The 15,917-nt window shown below is 64.5% G+C and carries 10 protein-coding genes and 1 tRNA gene; 2 read left to right on the top strand and 9 right to left on the bottom strand.

Annotation, left to right across the window (positions count from 1 at the left end):
• Positions 1-12: 12 nt before the first annotated feature.
• The 4 genes from ACQY9P_RS09400 to ACQY9P_RS09385 form a co-directional block, all read right to left on the bottom strand.
• Positions 13-1,968: a chemotaxis protein CheA gene (locus ACQY9P_RS09400; protein WP_421739521.1), complete on the bottom strand. Its 1,956-nt coding sequence runs from the start codon at positions 1,966-1,968 to the stop codon at positions 13-15.
• Complete coding sequence (locus ACQY9P_RS09395; RefSeq protein ID WP_421739522.1) at positions 1,965-2,330, bottom strand: response regulator; 366 nt, start codon at positions 2,328-2,330, stop codon at positions 1,965-1,967. Before ACQY9P_RS09395 ends, ACQY9P_RS09400 begins: the two co-directional genes overlap by 4 nt.
• Entirely contained in the window at positions 2,327-2,650 is a 324-nt protein-coding gene (locus ACQY9P_RS09390; RefSeq protein WP_421739523.1) for an STAS domain-containing protein, read from the bottom strand. The genes ACQY9P_RS09395 and ACQY9P_RS09390 overlap by 4 nt, the downstream gene beginning before the upstream one ends.
• Positions 2,651-3,353: 703 nt before the next feature.
• Positions 3,354-4,724 carry a hypothetical protein gene (locus ACQY9P_RS09385; RefSeq protein ID WP_421739524.1) on the bottom strand — a complete coding sequence of 457 codons (1,371 nt, stop codon included), beginning with the start codon at positions 4,722-4,724 and terminating at the stop codon, positions 3,354-3,356.
• A 310-nt stretch (positions 4,725-5,034) separates the two neighbouring features.
• Here ACQY9P_RS09385 and ACQY9P_RS09380 point away from each other — a divergent pair, with 310 nt between their 5' ends.
• Together ACQY9P_RS09380 and lpxI are read left to right on the top strand one after the other, a co-directional pair.
• On the top strand, positions 5,035-5,925 hold the full coding sequence (locus tag ACQY9P_RS09380; RefSeq protein WP_421739525.1) for a hypothetical protein: 891 nt from the start codon (positions 5,035-5,037) through the stop codon (positions 5,923-5,925).
• A 211-nt stretch (positions 5,926-6,136) separates the two neighbouring features.
• Complete coding sequence (lpxI, locus tag ACQY9P_RS09375; RefSeq protein WP_421739526.1) at positions 6,137-6,757, top strand: UDP-2,3-diacylglucosamine diphosphatase LpxI domain-containing protein; 621 nt, start codon at positions 6,137-6,139, stop codon at positions 6,755-6,757.
• A gap of 680 nt (positions 6,758-7,437) precedes the next feature.
• Here the strand turns inward: lpxI and ACQY9P_RS09370 are convergent.
• The 5 genes from ACQY9P_RS09370 to ACQY9P_RS09350 all read right to left on the bottom strand — a co-directional run bounded on the left by ACQY9P_RS09370 (position 7,438) and on the right by ACQY9P_RS09350 (position 15,674).
• Entirely contained in the window at positions 7,438-10,611 is a 3,174-nt protein-coding gene (locus ACQY9P_RS09370; protein WP_421739527.1) for a DPP IV N-terminal domain-containing protein, read from the bottom strand.
• A gap of 60 nt (positions 10,612-10,671) precedes the next feature.
• Complete coding sequence (locus ACQY9P_RS09365; RefSeq protein WP_421739528.1) at positions 10,672-13,479, bottom strand: TonB-dependent receptor domain-containing protein; 2,808 nt, start codon at positions 13,477-13,479, stop codon at positions 10,672-10,674.
• 201 nt (positions 13,480-13,680) lie between these two features.
• Positions 13,681-14,640 (bottom strand): FecR family protein, encoded by a 960-nt coding sequence (locus ACQY9P_RS09360; protein WP_421739529.1) that lies wholly within the window; start codon positions 14,638-14,640, stop codon positions 13,681-13,683.
• Entirely contained in the window at positions 14,606-15,190 is a 585-nt protein-coding gene (locus tag ACQY9P_RS09355) for an RNA polymerase sigma factor (protein ID WP_421739530.1), read from the bottom strand. Before ACQY9P_RS09355 ends, ACQY9P_RS09360 begins: the two co-directional genes overlap by 35 nt.
• Positions 15,191-15,597: 407 nt before the next feature.
• Positions 15,598-15,674 (bottom strand) — tRNA-Arg (locus ACQY9P_RS09350).
• Positions 15,675-15,917: the final 243 nt, after the last annotated feature.

Genomic DNA, 15,917 nt, shown 5'->3' with positions numbered 1-15,917 from the left:
CTTGCGCTCCCATCAGCTGGCCGCCCGCATCTGCGCGTCCGGGCGAGCGCCGGCCGCGACCAGGTGGCCGATGTCCAGGATCAGGGCGACGCCGCCATCGCCCAGGATCGTCGCGCCCGAGAAGGCGCCGACCTCGGCATGGAAGCCCGACAGGGCCTTGATGACGGTCTGGTGGTCGCCAAGGATCTGGTCGACGACCAGGCCCACGCGGTCCTGTCCGGCCTGGACGACCACGATCTTCTGATGCGGATCCGGCGCGAGGCCGGTGAAGAACATCTGACGCAGCCGGATGAACGGCACCAACTGGTCGCGCAGGGTGATCAGGCTACGGCCCGTCGAGCGGACATCCTGCTCGACCGACAGCTCGACGCACTCTTCCACCGAAGCCAGCGGAATGACGTAGCGCGCGGTTCCGACACGAACCAACAGGCCGTCTATGATCGCCAGGGTCAGGGGGATGCGCAGGGAGACGACAGAGCCTTCGCCCGGCGTGCTGGAAAGCTCGATCGAACCGCGTAGGCCTTCAATGGTGCGCTTGACCACGTCCATGCCCACGCCGCGCCCTGACAGGTTGGTGATCGTCGCCGCCGTCGAGAAGCCCGGGGCGAAGATCAGCTGCAGCAGTTCGTTGTCGTTCAGCACCTGGCCCGGCTGGATCAGGCCGTTTTCCTCGGCCTTGGCGCGGACGCGGGCGCGGTCGACGCCACGGCCGTCATCAGTGATGGTGATCACCACCTCGGCGCCCGACTGACGGGCGGCCAGCACGACATGGCCCGCTTCGGGCTTCCCGGCGGCCAGACGTTGCTCGGGGTTTTCCAGACCGTGGTCGGCGGCGTTGCGGATCAGATGGATCAGCGGGTCGGCCAGGCGCTCGATCACCGTCTTGTCCAGCTCGGTGGCCTCACCCTCGGTCGACAGCTCGATGGTCTTGCCGGTGTCCCGGGCCAGATCGTGGATTAGCCGGCGGAAGCGGCCAAACAGCTGGGCGATCGGCACCATGCGCACGACCATCATGGTGTCGCGCATTTCGGCGGCCAGGCGCTCGATCTCTTCGGCGACCGAACGCAGGGCGATGTCGCTGCTGGAATTGGCCAGTTGCTTGAGACGCGACTGGGCGATGACCAGCTCGCCGACCCGGTCCATCATCTCGTCCAGACGCTCGGCCGGAACACGGACAGTGTCGCCGGACTTGGCGTTTCGTCCCTCGGCGGCGGCGGGCGCCTCGTCAACGGCGCCGGCGACAGGCGCCGCGGCGGCGGCCTCCTCGGCCTCGACCAGGGGCGCGGTCAGGTCCTGGATGTCCAGGGTCATGTCGTCGATCACGAAGATGAAGACATCCTCGATCGCGTCGCGCCCATACTTGGTCGTCAGGGTGACATCCCACGCCAGGTGGCACTCGGTCGCGACCAGATCGTCAAAGGCGGGCACCGCGTCAGTCACCGCCACGACGTGGCAGTCGCCAAGCTCGCGCAATTCATCCAGCAGCGGCAGGGGGCGGGTGCCGTTGACCAGGGCGTCGGCCGGCAGGCTGAACTTCACGCGCCAGGTGTTGAGGGCGGGGGCGGCGGGCGCCGTGGCTTCGGTCCCCGGCTGGCCCGCGCCCTCGACGACGCGGTGCAACTCCGTCAGCAGCGCCTGGCCCGTGGCTTCCGAGGCGGGACGGCCCTCGGCCAGGGCGCGCATATGGTCCTGACAGGCCAGCACCGCGCCAACCAGGGCGGAGGTGGCGGCCACCTCGCCCTTGCGGACGCGGTCAAAGGCGGTTTCGCAGTGATGGGTGAAGGCGGCCAGGGCGTCAAAGCCGAACATGGCGCCCGAGCCCTTCAGAGTGTGCAGGCCGCGGAACACCGCGTCGACCAGCTCACGATCCCCGGGACGATGGGCCAGATCGAGCAGCCCCTGCTCGATCTCCTCAAGCAGTTCCTGGGCTTCCTGGCGGAAGGTCTCGATGGGATCGAGGGCGCTCACTTGGCCAGGACCTTCTTGACGACGCGGATCAGCTGTTCGGGGTCGAACGGCTTGGTCAGCCAGCCCGTGGCGCCGGCCGCCTTGGCCTGGGCCTTGATCTCGGCGTCGGATTCAGTGGTCAGGAACAGGATCGGCACGCCCGCGCCGGCCGGCCGCTTGCGGAGCTCGCGGATCATGGCCAGGCCGTCCATGACCGGCATATTCAGGTCGGTGACGATCAGGTCGTAGCCGCCGGCGGCGCCCTTATCCAGACCGTCCTGGCCGTTCACGGCCTCGGTGACGGCATAGCCTTCACCGCTCAGGGCGATCTTGATGGCCTGCCGAATGCTGGCGGAGTCATCCACGGTCAGGATCGCGGTCATTGCTGGGTCGCCTCTTTAAGCCAGAACTTGGCGCGGTCAGAACCATCGTCGTCGAGGAAACCGCCGCGCCGCAGCACCTCAAGCACCGCCCCATCGGCGGGATCGCGCAGCGTCAGTTCGCCGCCCGTCTCACTGACCCGCCGCCGCGCGGCTTCGATCAGTTGAATGAAGGTAAGATCCGCCTCGCTGACGCCGCCGAGATCGATCAGAACAGAGCTGCTCTGACGAACAGCCGCCCCCAACTCGGCTTGAGCGGTCTCAATATTTGATACAGTCAAACTGCCGGCGAATGAGACCGGAAGAAATTCGACATCTTTCAACACATCGAGCCCCACAGCAGTAGATATCGCCGATATGCGAATTCGATTGCTTGATCATGACCTTGGGAGGGGGCGATTAAATTTGAGTAAATTAGACAACCTCTGGGGGAGCGACATTATGTCACGATCATAAGCGCATACCGACGATGAGGTTTCGCCGGTTCCGTACGTCACCGGACGAAATCGCCGGATCATCGGGGAAATGCCGGGACAGAGGATCTTGGGGTTCGCGACGAGCTTCACGGCTTCGTGCGCCGTCAGCGCAGTCTGGCGTCAGGTCTTGCAGCCTCAGGCTGTGGCGCTGAGGGAAGGTCCAGACCGACGTCGACGATGAAATGATACGGCGAGCCAGGGGCGGCGACAGGACAAGGGCCAAGGCCCCGAAGCCCTGAAGCAGCGAAGGCGAAACCCAGGAATTTTAGGAGTTTTCGGTCTCAAACCGAAATGGCGCGCCCGGAACGAGAAGAAGGCCGACCCTCAGATTCGTAGCCCGCGCGATCGGATATTTCGGCAGTTTCCCGCCAATAGTTTTTCTTTCCCGGAAATCCCGTAACCCATTGCCATAGCTTGATAAAATCTAACGGCAGGCCACTCTGGGAATGCCCCCGATGGTTTGGACCGCGTGTGCAACCACCGTCCTAGACAGGCTGCTATGGGTGGTTGAACGTTACGCTTCTTGCCTCGCTGAGTCCGACTAGGGCGGCTACTGGATGTCAGCCGCGTCCAGGGCGTGAAACCACTGGTGCAAGTCAAACCGGAAAGGCGATTCGTCCGGCGCCCGATACTTGGCTCCGCCCTTGGCGTTGACGAAAATCTTGTTGATCAGACTGAGCAGATGCTTCTCGTCCAGCACATCCCCCTTGTCGTCCTTGGCGTCGAGGAAATGGGAAGTCGGCCTGTTATTTATATAGGTCAGGATCCGATCAGCTTCCTTGCTTAGCGGGTCCTGACGTCCTGGGCTCGTATCCCCTTCTAAAAGCCCGACGATGTGGATGCGATCGCCCTTGGTGGCCAAGTCGAGCAGGTGATCTTGGAAGGCTTCAACCGGAATGAGGCTCAGGACATCCTTGTGGCTCATGGCGTTCACCCGCCGTAGCGCGACCCGACTGACAATCGGCTCATCCTTGCCGTTAGCCGTCATCGCTACGCCGGGCAGGGTAGTCTCTTTCTTGCCTAGAGCGCCCATCGGAATGGAGAACATGGTCAAGGTCGTCGGCTTGATGGTGTTGTAGATCACCCGCTCTTCCTCGGCGTGTTCTGGATCGATCCAGCCTTCGCCGCCGACCATGTAGAGGGCGTGGGTCGTAGTCAGAATGACGCCGCCGGCCGCGCGCAGCTGACCGTGGCCCTTGCGCCTATAGACATGGGCAAAGGTCCAGAAGGGCGTTTGACTGCGCTTGGGCGATAGAATGGTGAGGAAGGACTGCACCACCATCCGCTCCTGGCCCAAAGCGGCGCGGAAGCAGAGGTAGCCGGCCTGCTCGGTGTCGGGGGACCAGTCCAAACGCTGACGAACCTGGTCGTCGCTTAGGTAGTCGACGATCCGTTCCTCGAAAATCTCCCGAACACGCGCCAACGTGATGCCCTTGGCTTCCGGCGGTTCTTCGGCTGCCTCGGGCGAGGTTTTGACAGGTGCGGGTGGAAAGGCCAAAGGCCGCACACCCGTGGAGAGGATTTTCTTGACCCACTCAAGGGCCTGCAACTGCTCGCTGAAGCAGGCATCGCGCAGCGACTTGCCAACCGCTTCGTCTTCCAGGCACTCCCACGCGTAGAGAGCATAAAGCCCCAACACCTCGACGCTCGGCTTCTCAACCTCGCGCGACACGAAGTTGATGAGATTCTTCTTCCCGATCTCCGTCTCCGGCAACTCTAGGCTGTTGTTCAACGCTGCAATCGCATCGGCAAGCTGCTGCCAGCTGCGGCGCGGCCCCCGGTACTCGGCCAACACGTAGGCGATCGCTCGCCGCGCAGCTTGTTCATCCGCCGTCGCGCCTAGGTCATTCAGAAGGTTTAGTGCGATCTGTTGCCGTTCAGGCGTAAGTTTTGCGAACGCTTTGTACGTTTCCCTCGCCACCGGCGCCCCCAATTTTCACCCCCTTGGTCAAAATTTCCCTTGAGAAATTTTGACAGTTTCATTGCAAGAATAAATTGTCCGCCGTCAACCAAGACGCCGCTCTCTCAACCTCTCCGCGCGTCGAAATACCGGCGAGAAAAACCCAGATAATTCCCACAGCCGAAATCCCCCTCCCCGTTAACCGAGATATGGGCTGTGGATAACTTTGCGTGGGCGTTGGTCAGGGGAAGAGTTTCCCGAAATCGTCAACTTCGTGTCGAGAACAACGCTCGCACTTGCGAGGGTAGAAAGGTCAACACGGGAGGACGTCATGTCCCAGACCTCAAAAGCCCTCAAGCTGGTTGCGGGCCTCATCGCCAGCGCCAGCGCTGCCGGCGCCGCGGTCGTACTCGGCGGCGGCCATGGCGCGGTCACTGCCAACACCCCTGCGGTGCTGTTGGCCGGCGTCGCGGCTGGCGCGCTCATCCACATCCCTGCCCACTACGCCATCCAACTCATCGAAACGGCGACACACAGCGTCGAAAAGCGCGTCGAGGCGCTGCTGCAAGGCGGCCGCCCGGTCTCGAACGAGGATGCGCTTCGCGCTGGCCGTCGCTGCGCTCTGAGCGGCCTCGGCTCGGTGACCGGCCGCTTCCTGCTCCGCGCCAAGTTCGACGGCGAACATGATCTGAAGGTCGCCAAGCACTTTCAGGATGGCGTATCCGCCTGGATCGAGGACGAACAAAAAGCAACACATCGCAAGGACCGCCCGGACAGGGGCGGTTGGATGAAGAGCGGCTTCTGCCTGGAGGCCATCGAGCACTTGGCAGGACCTAAGCGCGCCCGCAAGACGCGGCTCGAGGAGGAAGCTTGGCGCGAACTTTCCGAGGCGATGGCCGCTGCGGGCGTGGCCATCCCAAGCACCTTCCGGCCCTACTTCGCAGGCGAGCAGCACTGTGGAGCCGGCTGGCGGGAGGCCGGCCACCTGTTCCTCATGTACGAGTTCAAGACCAATCACGACGCTTATGTGGGCTATCAGCTTGACACCCTGGCTCGCCTTGAAGAGCGACTCGCGAAACTGTGCGAAGAGTTCGAAAAGTCGCGTAGTCCAGCCCCGCCGCCAGCGCGGGCGACTTCGCCCAAGCGTCAGCGGACCGCCCGCCCCCGCCGCTCGTCGCCGGGACAATCAAAGCCGAGTAAGAAGAACGATGCGGCAGAGTAACCCACCGCCAGACTTGGCGTCGTCGGATCAGTTGGGCCTCGTGGTAGGATCCGGCCGGTCGGTCGAACGCCAGGTCGAGGCTTTCCTCGAGATCGCGCCCGAGGCCTTGGTCTTCACATGGAGGCGTCGACCCCCAGCAGGGCGTGAGCGGCTTAACGTTACGTCCTGGCGTACGGTCGCTAACCAACTCAAGGCTCGTGGCGTAACCCACGTGGTGCATATCGGCGTGTTTTCGGCTGCGGACGTCTTGGGTCAGCTCTTCGGCGCGATCGGCGGCGGGGTGCTCAAGACGCTGCGCGCGCGTGGCGGGCCGATCGAGGCTGTCATGCGCCCATACCTGCAAGCCCTGCAGGACGCAGGCATTCAGCCGCAGGCTCATAGCCTGTTCCTAGAGGCTTTCTCGGTAGGATCCGGTCTCTTGTCGGCCGGCGGTTCTTCGCAAGATGTCGAAGCTGAGGCCTTGGCGATCAGCGAGCAGTTGCGCCCTCAGGCACTGCTGCAGTTGGCGACACGTCAGCCCCGTTTTAGCGTCTCGCAGGCCGTCATCTTTGAGGACGGTAAACTGGTCGCTCAGGAATCTAGCGGCACCGACACCATGCTGCGTTCAGCCGCCAAGCGCCCGCCGAAAGGCCGGCGCGTCCTGGTCAAGCTCCGCCCCCCTCAGCAGCCTATCGGTCTGGACCCGCCGGCGATCGGCCCGAAGACTTTGCGCCATGCCAAGCAAGCTGGGATCAGCGGCATTATCCTGGATGCTGAGCATGGCATCGTCTTTGATCGCGCCGAGACCATGGCGGTCGCAGGTACGCTCGGCATCTGGATTATCGGCGCATAGCGTCGCTCCGACCGCGCCCAGAGCTAAAGGTGGTCCGGAACGCGCCGGACACCACCGGATCGATCAAGGCGGCCTGCCCCTCGACGGAGCCGCCGAACCAGGACCCTGTTTGCCCCCTTCCCAGACGTGCGTTAAGCCGCTGGCGGAAGCGCACTGTCGGCGGTTCGAGCGTACTCCCGGATAGGATTTCGTAGACTAGAGTAGGTGCGCAAATACGGACGCGACTGAGAACTATGAATGGGCGCTGGCGATCTAAAGCGCAATCCAGGCCGCAACGTCGGAAACGGACGCACCTGCCGCCCCCCCCCCCAGGGTCGGAAGCACGCTTTGGCTCCGGCTCCCATCTCGGACATTCAGATCGCCACCGCCAAGCATGTCGGTCCCGGTGAATACCCCCTGCGGCGGGAAAGCCTAACAGGCTATGCGGAGCCTCGGTCCGAGGGCAGGCGTTCTCCGGGAACGACAGTCAATATCGGCGGCGATATAGCATACGACATGAGCTGTTTTGGGCGGTTTACAACATTGGCGCATTTCCAGTTAGCGGGGGCTGGCCGCGACACCCTCGTTTACCATCAACACGGATGCCGCTAGGGGCGCCTATACTGGCAGCCAATGGCAGAGTCGCGCGGCCCTGATCAGGCCCTCGACCCAACGACACAATGCCCTGGAAGTGAACCCGTCTAGGCCCAGGAGCCAAGATTTGGCGTGAACCCGCAGGCACCATCGCAACATGAGGCCTTTGCCTGAGCAAGATAGGCCGGTTCGTGCCACCAATAGTCCGCGCTGGCCTCGCAAACAAAACGACGCTGCTGGCTCAGGGACGCATGCATGGCGTGAGACGCGAAGGGCGCCATCAGGTCGGCGATCGTATAGATCTGACCGTGTTTGATCACCGTCTGGACCTTTGCCGCGTCCTCGATCCTGACCAGAGGATCGCCGTCCACCACGATCAGGTCGGCATAGGCGCCAGGCGCGACGACACCCAGGGGTTCGTCGAGATAGTCGGCCGAGGCGCTGGTGGCGGTGACAAGGGCCTCGAACGGCGACAGGCCAAAGCGCACCATGGCTCGCAGGTTCATGTGCAGGCTGACGGCGTTGAAGTCGATCGGCGAGTCGGTGCCGGTGACGATGCGCCCTCCCGCGCGGACGGTGCGCGCGACCTCGGCGATATTGCGCTCCAGCGAGGCCAGAATGGTCGTCCGATCAGTCGCCGCCATGAGCTTGGCGCGCTCCAGCAGGCGAGCATACTCCCAAGGCGGATAGAGCGCGCGCACGCGCTCATCGTCGACCAGCGAGCGATCATCGCCAAACAGGGCCGTCGAGGTGAACAGGGTCGGGGTGCGGGCGGCCTTGCTGGCCAGGAAGGCCGCATTGACGTCCTGATAGATGTTTCCGAGCGCGCTGACCGTGCGCGAGTAGCCGGTGCGGCTGGTCGCCCCCAGATGCTCCATGCCGTCCATGCCCAGACCCAGGGCCGGATAGTGATAGTGCGACGTCAGAGGCAGGCCCTTGGCGTGCGCCCAGTCAACAACCTCCTTCTGGCGCTCTCCCGAAAGACGGACATAGGTCTTGATCAGATCGTAGGAGAGGGCCTCGGCCCGCTTCATCTCCAGCGCCATCTGGCCGGGCTCGGTCACCGGCCGCATGAAGTTGTAGAAGATCCGCGAGCCGTCGATGGCCTCGCCGGTGGCGTAGTAGCGCGGGCCGACGCGCGCGCCGCTCTCGATCGCCTCCTGGTCCTCGACCGTGTGATAGGCCGGACCGCCGGGCGAGCGAGTGGTGGTGACGCCCAGCGACAGCCACAGGCGTCCCTCGCGGTCGCCATAGCCATAGCCCTGCATCTGGCGGTGGGTGTGCATGTCGATCAGACCGGGCATCACCGTAGAGGCCCGGGCGTCGACCACCTGAACGCCGTCGGGGACGGTCGCGCCGCGCGACGAAACCGAGACGATCTTGCCGCCCTCGATCAGCACGTCGACGTCATGGCGCAGTTCGGGCGAGCGGCCGTCCCACAGCTTGCCGGCTTGGACCAGGAGGCGTTCCTTGGGCTTGAGGTTGGTCCAGGTCAGACCGTGCGGCACGACGCGGGGCGCGCCGCCGGTCGCCGGGATCAGCTTCAGCTGGCCGGCCGAGATGTAGAGCAACAACTTGCCGTCGCCGCTGTAGCTGACCGCGTCGGTGACCTCGTCGTTGAGCGGTCTGGGCGGGCCGGTGAACTTGCCGGCGGCGTCTACGGGCGCAACATGAAGACGGCTGGCGAAGACGAACGCGAGCTGGGCGCCGTCCGGAGACCAGACCGGGCCGTCGTCGCCGCGCGTGCCCAGCGAGCGATGCGGCGCCACGGGCGCATAGGTCCCCTTGCCGGTCTCGACATCAACCGTGAGGATCTCACTGAGGCCCTCGCGGAAGCGGGCCGAATAGGGCTTGAAGGCGGCGTAGGCGATGGCCTTGTCGCCCGGGCCCCAGGTCGGCTTGCCGGGCTCCCATAGGTCGGCATAGAGACGGCGGGTCTCGCCGGTCATGGCGTCTGCGATGAACAGGCCGCCGTTCTGACTGAGGAAGGCGAGGCTCTTGCCGTCCCGCGACCAGGCGCTGGACACCGCCGCGCCGTCGAAATGGGTCAGCTGGCGGGTCTCGCCGCTGGCCATGTCGCGCAGCCAGATGTCGAGACTGCCGCCCTTGTCGGTGGAATAAGCCAAGGTCTTGCCGTCAGGCGACCAGGCCGGATCGACCTTGCTGAACTGGTCCCGGGTTAGGGCGGCGGCCTTGCCGCCGATCGGCAGCAGGTAGAGGTCGTTCAGAGCCCGGAATACGATCCGAGTTCCGTCCGGTGACAGGGCCGGACTGCCAATACCGACCACCGGCCGGGATTTGGCCGACAGGAAGTCGCGGCTCTTCTTGTCATAGCGCGGGCGGATCACCGGCACGGTGACCGAGAAGGCGATGGCCGTCGCCGGGGCGCCGGGCTTGCGGCGGCGGATCTTGCCGTCGGCCGTGTAGAGGAATTCGCCCGAGGGCAGCCACGAGACGCGGAACGGGAACACATCCTCGTCCCTGACGATCGCGCCGGAAGCCGCGCTGCGCAACTCGGCCTTTCCGCCCTCGATGGCGGTGTAGATCACGTCCGAGCCGTCTGGCGTGAACGCGGGACTGGCCACCGAAGCGGCGTTGAAGCGGTCGCTTGAAGGCTTGACCCGGGCCACCGTGCGCCGCGCGCCGGTGGCGTCCTGGACGTCGATGCGAACCTTGTCGACGGTGAAGGCGATGGCCTTGCCGTCTGGCGACCACGACGGCTCGAACTCGTCCGTGGTTCCGTTGCTGAATGGCGCGATCGCGCCGGTCTCCAGGTCAAGGATCTGGATGCTGTAGCGACCGCCGTGGCTGTCGGATGCGAAGGCGATCTTGCGGCCGTCGGGGCTGTAGCGGGGCTCGCGGCAGTCGAAGGCGCCCTTGGTCAGCTGTTTGAGGTTGGAGCCATCCGCGTCAATCGACCAGATGTGGAAATTCCCGTCGCGATAGGACTGGAAGACCAGGGTCTTACCGTCCGGCGACCAGTCGGGCTGAGCGATTTCGAAGATGTCGTCGGTCAAGCGCCTGGCCGGCCCCCCGGCGAGGGGTTGCAGCCACAACATGGCGTAGATGTCGAAAGCAACGGTCGAGCCGTCGGGCGAGACGACGGCGCAGATATTGGTGCCCTCGACGGCCGTGGCGAAGCGGGTGTCGTCGCTGACCGCCGTTGCAGCGGCGGCCTCCAGGGGAGGAAGAAGGGCGACGGCGCCCGTGACAGCGATCGCTCCGCCGCCGAGGGAAAACAACCGACGACGGCTCACGCCGTTCGAGGAATCCTGCGTCATGTGCCTGCTCGCCAAAGAAAGGGCCGGTCCGGACCAGGGGCCCGGACCGGCGAACCAAGGTTAGAACCTCGCGGCGACCCGGGCGTAGTAGAACCCGCCGCTGATCCCGTAGGGAGAGTACTGATTGTAGTAGGCGAAAGCGGGCGTGCCGCGATTGGCGGCCCTGACGCTGTCGGGATAGGCGTTGAGCAGGTTGTTGGCCCCAAGGCTGACCGTGATGTGGTCGGTGGCCGCGTAGCTCACATCAAGATCGGCGATCAATTTGGGACTGACCGTTTCGTCATTGGCCGCCAGCGAGGTGCGCTGGATCACCTCGCCATAGCGGGTCAGCCGCAGGTTGGTGTCGAACTTGCCCAGGGTCCAGTCCGCGCCGGCGATGTATTTGTCCTTGGGCGTGCCGACCGTCAGATCGCCGATCTTCACCCGGTCGATATAGACGATACCGGCGGCCGCCAGCGCTGCGGGCGGCGATACGATGCGGTCAAACTTGCTCTTGTTGAAGTTGGCCGAAACCGTCCAGCGCACCGCGCCGAAGTCGCCAAAGTCGGTCCGGTAGTCGGCCACCAGATCGATGCCCCGGGTCGTCGTATCGGCGAAGTTTCCGTAGTAGAACGCCGCCTGCTGGGGGTTTAACCCCTGGCTGGCGAGCGCCGTGCTGACCGCCGTGTTCGGTCCCAGGGTGCCGCTTTGCAGGATGCGGTTCTCGATCTTGATTTCATAAACGTCGAGCGTGACGTTCATCCGAGGCAAGGGCTGGGCGACGATGCCCAACGAATAGTTGGTCGACTTCTCGGCCTCCAGCGGCTTTGCCCCCAGGGCGATGGCCGCCGGGTTGTCCGGCGGAAGCAACTGCACAGGATACAGCTGGGTGGTGGTGGCTGGCGGAACGATGACGCCGATGGTGCTGGAAGACGCGTAGTGCTGCTGCTGCAGCGACGGCGCGCGGAAGCCCGTGCTGGCCGTCCCGCGAACCGCCAGGCCGGGGATGATGGCGTAGCGGGTTGAGAGCTTGAAGGTCTTGGCGTCGCCGAAATCCGAATATCGTTCAAAACGGCCGGCCAGGGCCACTTCCCACTTGTCGGTCAGCTTCTGCTCAACATTGGCATAGACACTGGTGTTGTTGCGCGAGAAGACCCCGGCCGAGAACGGCGGGAAGCCGGTCACGCCCTGCGAACCGCCCGCGAACACAATGCCGGCTTGCGGGCTGCCGACCGGGGCGACATAGCCGCCGTTGATGTAGGAGGCCGGCTCGCCGGCTTCGATCTGGAACTGATCGTCGCGATACTCGGCGCCCAGGGCCACAAAGGTCGGCCGTTCGAACAGACCCGTATCCAGTTCGCGGGTCAGGTCGAGGTTGGTCGTCCACTCTTGGAATTTCAGCGTGCCGATATAGAAGCGGGTGGGGCTGGCCGGTCCCATCGATGCGTTCAGCGAATTCTCATAGTACCCGACGTCGTTGCGGCTGAAGGTCGAGCTGAGATCCCAGTCAAAACCAAGAACGCCCGCCCACTTCGCGCCGAGCGCCACCTGGAAATCGCGGTCCTTCAGGAACAGGCGCGGGGTGTAGCCGTCAGGCGTGACGGCGATGTTGTTGTTTGACGCGTTGGGGTTGCGGAAGGTCAGCCAGGCTGCGGTGTTGCGGCTGGAGAAGGTGCCAAACGAGTAGACCTTGATGTCGTCCGTGACCTGCGATCCCGCGCTGTAGCCGAGCGAGAAGAGCTGCACGGCCGGCGAGCCTGGGTGGCTGGTATGGCGGTTGGCGGTCGCTTCGCGCGGATCGGGTTTGGAGCCAGCCGTGCCGACCTTGACCGGTTGGCCCAGGGCGTTGAGCGGGAAGTACATGACCGTGGTGTTGGGCGTCAGGTCGCCGCGATCGGTCAGGTCGGTGATCCGAACATCGCCGGTCAGGTTCAGATAGCCGGTCTCGCCCAGCTTCAGGCCGAAGTTGCCAGAGATCTGGCCGGTCTCGCCGTCACCCTCGCCCGTCTTGCCGTAGAGGGCCGACATCGAGCCCCCCTCGGCGTCGTCCTTGAGGATGATGTTGATGACGCCCGCCAGGGCGTCCGACCCGTATTGAGCCGAGGCGCCGTCTCGCAACACCTCGATACGTTCGATGGAAGCGGCCGGGATCAGATCGAGGTCGGGCGGCGACTGACCGTTCTGGGTCGTTCCATTGACGAACAGGACGGCGGTGTTGTGTCTGCGCTTGCCGTTGACGAGAACGAGCGTCTGGTCGGCGCTGAGGCCTCGCAACGAGACCGTCTTGACCGCGAAACTGGCGCCGGCGCCGCTGTTGGACGTATTGGCCGAAGGCACCAAGGTCGAGATGAGGTCTCGCGTGGACTGCTTGCCGCTCTTGGTCAGTTCGACGGAGGACAGCACGTCGATCGGCGCCATGCTTTGCGTGACCGTGCGGGAGGTCGAGCGGGTGCCAGTGACGATCAGTTCCTCGATGACGCTGGGCGTCTCTGGCGCGACCGGATCGAGCGCGGCGGGCGCCGGAGCCACCTCGGCGCCGCCGGCCGACCAGCGCGCCTTGACCAGACCGGCGCGAGGCGGGGCCAGGATGATCGTCTTGCCGTCATTGGAGATCACCACCAGCCCCGTTCCGGCCAACAGTCGGTCCAGCGCCACCGTCACCGGCAGATCGCCGCGCACCGGCGCGGTGCGCCGGCCTTGCGCAGCCTCGGCCTGGATCAGGATCTGCACGCCGGCCTGGCGGGCGAACTGGGGAATGCCCGTTGCGGCCGGCTGGGAGTCGATCCTGAATGGCACGGCCTGGGCCAAGGCGGCCCCAGCGCTCAGCGCCCACATCGCCGAAGCGGCGAACAGCAAATTTCTGCTCGCGGCCCGTTTCCACTCGTTCATCGACAATCCCCCATCGATACGAAGTCCGCCAAACACGGCCTTCTGATAGGACGAGGGGCGCTGGAGGGATTTCCGGTGGTTGATCCAAAGAATGATCCGACCCCGGCCGAACACGCTCGATTTTGCGCCATTCACGAAAGCCGGCGCCCGTTTCGAATGCGCCAATGCTGTCGCCGTTGAGGTCGACAAGGTCGCGGGGGGCTATGACGAGTGGTCGCGGCTCAGTCGGATGACCTTGTCATCCTCACGGACCTTGGCGCCGATCGTCGCCGCCACAGCCGCAGCGAAGCTTTCCGGCTCATTTGTGCGAAACAGGCCGACGAAACGCTCACGTGCGAGGTCGGCGTCCTCAATGATGATCTGGCGGCTGTTATAGCGATTGAACTGGCTTGCGGCGTCGCCCAGGCTGTCGCCGTCCAGGGCGATCTCGCCATTCCGCCAAGCCAGGCTGCGCTCGATCAGTGACGGGCTCTCGGCCACGACGGGCGCGCTGTAACCGACAAGCTGAACACGGTTTCCGGCGCTCAGGCGCTGGCGCGGACCGGTTTGTCCCTCGACCCAGGTCTCAACCACACCCTCGGTGACCATCACGTCGACACCGTCGCCGTCGCGCCGCACAGCGAAGGCTGTCCCCACGGCGCGTACGCGCACCAGACCCGCCGACACCACGAAGGGGCGCTGGGCGTCCTTTGCGACCTGGAACCAAGCCTCGCCCCGACGCAGCGAGATCTGGCGTGACTTGGGCTTCATCGTCACGTCCAGCGCAGAGGTGGTGTTGATCGCCACCAGGGAGCCGTCGGCAAGAGGCACCCGACGGATCTCGCCCAGTTGGGTGTCAAGACGCTGATGTCCCGGGGCCAGGAACACCGCGCCGCCGGCTAAGGCCGCCGCCGCCGCGCCGCCTGCGCCCGTCAACAGGGTTCGGCGACTGGGACGCTGGGGTTCGTCGGCGCGACTATCGGAGCCGGCCAGGGCCCGTCCACGATCCAGGAAGCTGATGGCGGCCTGGGCGCGCAGGAAAGCGCCCGAGCGGCGAGGGTCGCCGGCCAGCCAGGCCTGGAACTCGACATCATGATCCGTGTCCAGTTCGCGACCATCGACGCGCGAGGCCCAGTCGGCGGCCTCGTCATCGATCTCTTTTGCGGACGGAATGGAGGTCATGACCCTTGTCGACTGGTGTCTGATCTTTGTCGGAGGCTTCCGTTAAGGCTCGCAGGATTAAACGCAAGCCTCGCATCGACTGTGTTTCGACGACATTCTCCGTCACCCCAAGCCGCGCGGCCACCTCGCGCTGCGAAAGGCCGTGGATCCGACGTAGTGTAAAGATCTGTCGGCAACGCTCTGGCAACCCTTCGATCAAATGCTGCACCCGCCGCAGTTCGCGCCGTCCCGCGACGATGCGTTCCGGAGAGGGCTCATCATCTACGACGTTCAGCGCGTCGATTTCCGTGACGCAGTCGATGCGAACAATGCGGGCGCGGCGAATTTTCTCGATGGCGATGTTGCGGGCGGTCCGGAAAAAATAGGCCCGACCATTCAGGATGTGGCTGACTCCGTCCATCGCCGCCAGCCGGCAATAGGTCTCCTGAACAATATCGTCGATGTCGGTGGGATAGCTGCCCGAGCTGCGAAGCCACGCGCGAACATCCGCCTCATGCGGTAGGATCTGGCCCCCGACGAAAGCGACGATTTCAGCGCGACTCTGTTTCACTTCGGTCTCGGGAAGACACATCAACATAGAACAGGCTTCAGCGGCGCTTGCCTGCAAAGCAACAGCGCGGGAGTGCGATTCACCGTTTGACGGCGCGGCGCCCTGCAGCGGTCAGATCGCGGGGGCGCTCCGCCAAGCTCAAGGCGCCCAGGGCGCGGGGCTGGTTTGCCAGTATCCGTGCATTCCCCAATCTCAGGGCGTAGGTGCGCCCGATACGATTCGAACTAACGGCCCTCGCCCGTTCTGACGGCGGGATTTATGCCCGCAGCAATAAAGCGGGCCCCATTCGATTTTTTCTGATCGAGGAAGGCGCAGCGACCGCTGCACCAAATCGCAACCACCGTCCTAATCACCGTACTAGAACGGCAATTGACGAAGCCGAAACCGGCTAAGTGATTGGAAGAAAATGGCGCGCCCGGAACGATTCGAACGTCCGACCCTCAGATTCGTAGTCTGATGCTCTATCCAGCTGAGCTACGGGCGCGCACTGCCTTTCGGCGAGGCGGGGGAGATAGCCCGTTCATTCCGGGGACGCAAGCCCGGTCTGGTCGATATCGAGAAAAGATTTCTCCGACCAGCGCCCCCTCGTCAGGCGCCGGACGCGCGGATCCGGGCGGGGTGGCGGTTTCGGCGCGCTGAAGCGTCGTCCTTGCGTGACAGCGCCGCTGGTTTGTTGTCCATGTTCACCTTGCCATCGACGCCCCCCAAGGGCCGTCGCGCCTTCATG

The organism is Caulobacter sp. (genome assembly GCF_965279145.1).
Lineage (GTDB): Bacteria > Pseudomonadota > Alphaproteobacteria > Caulobacterales > Caulobacteraceae > Caulobacter.
Note: the sequence above shows the minus strand (reverse complement) of the source record. Positions and strands in the feature narration are given on the sequence as shown.

Bases quoted from the DNA above. Each gene is read 5' to 3' on its own strand.
- ACQY9P_RS09395 (WP_421739522.1), bottom strand. From the start codon at position 2,330: ATGACCGCGATCCTGACCGTGGATGACTCCGCCAGCATTCGGCAGGCC.
- ACQY9P_RS09380 (WP_421739525.1), top strand. From the start codon at position 5,035: ATGTCCCAGACCTCAAAAGCCCTCAAGCTGGTTGCGGGCCTCATCGCC.
- ACQY9P_RS09370 (WP_421739527.1), bottom strand. From the start codon at position 10,611: ATGACGCAGGATTCCTCGAACGGCGTGAGCCGTCGTCGGTTGTTTTCC.
- ACQY9P_RS09365 (WP_421739528.1), bottom strand. From the start codon at position 13,479: ATGAACGAGTGGAAACGGGCCGCGAGCAGAAATTTGCTGTTCGCCGCT.
- ACQY9P_RS09360 (WP_421739529.1), bottom strand. From the start codon at position 14,640: ATGACCTCCATTCCGTCCGCAAAAGAGATCGATGACGAGGCCGCCGAC.